The organism is Clostridium sartagoforme AAU1, assembly GCF_000401215.1.
Classification (GTDB): Bacteria; Bacillota; Clostridia; order Clostridiales; family Clostridiaceae; genus Clostridium; species Clostridium sartagoforme.
This window is the reverse complement of sequence record NZ_ASRV01000023.1, coordinates 1-1139: the sequence shown is the minus strand read 5'-3', so window position 1 is coordinate 1139 and position 1139 is coordinate 1. Positions and strand designations below refer to the sequence as shown.

1 protein-coding gene is annotated in these 1139 nt (G+C 37.9%); it reads left to right on the top strand.

Annotation, left to right across the window (positions count from 1 at the left end; genetic code table 11):
- Window positions 1-1139, top strand: a 1139-nt coding sequence (tuf, locus tag A500_RS01960; protein WP_040436429.1) for an elongation factor Tu, incomplete at both ends; no start/stop codon positions are given.

Sequence of the window (1139 nt, the reverse complement as noted above, 5' to 3'; positions counted from 1 at the left end):
ATTGGAACAATCGGTCACGTTGACCACGGTAAGACAACTTTAACTGCTGCAATCACAACAGTTTTAGCAAACAAGGGATTAGCAGAATCATTCAAATATGATGAAATCGATAAGGCTCCAGAAGAAAAAGAAAGAGGAATCACAATTAACACAGCTCACGTAGAGTACCAAACAGAAAACAGACACTATGCACACGTTGACTGTCCAGGACATGCTGACTATGTTAAGAACATGATCACAGGAGCTGCTCAAATGGATGGAGCAATATTAGTTTGTTCAGCTGCAGATGGTCCAATGCCACAAACAAGAGAACACATCCTACTAGCATCAAGAGTTGGAGTTGACTACATAGTTGTTTTCTTAAACAAAGCAGATATGGTAGATGATGAAGAATTATTAGAATTAGTTGAAATGGAAGTTAGAGAATTATTATCAGAATACAACTTCCCAGGAGATGATATTCCAGTAGTAAAGGGATCAGCTTTAGTAGCATTAGAAAACCCAACAGATGAAAAAGCAATCGCACCAATTCTTGAATTAATGGAAGCAGTAGATAGCTATATACCAACACCAGAAAGAGCAACAGATAAGCCATTCTTAATGCCAGTAGAAGATGTATTCACAATTACTGGTAGAGGAACAGTTGCAACTGGAAGAGTTGAAAGAGGAATTCTTCATGTAGGAGACGAAGTAGAAATCGTTGGATTACAAGAAGAAAGTAGAAAAGTAGTAGTAACAGGAATAGAAATGTTCAGAAAGTTACTAGACGAAGCACAAGCTGGAGATAACGTAGGAGTTCTTTTAAGAGGAGTTCAAAGAACTGATATTGAAAGAGGTCAAGTTTTAGCAAAAGCAGGATCAGTTAAGCCACACAACAAGTTCGTAGGTCAAGTTTACGTACTTAAAAAAGAAGAAGGTGGAAGACATACACCATTCTTTGATGGATATAGACCACAATTCTATTTCAGAACAACAGACGTTACTGGTTCAATTAAGTTACCAGACGGAATGGAAATGGTTATGCCAGGAGACCACATTGACATGAACGTTGAATTAATCACTCAAGTAGCAATGGATGAAGGATTAAGATTCGCTATCAGAGAAGGTGGAAGAACTGTAGGTTCTGGAGTTGTTACTAG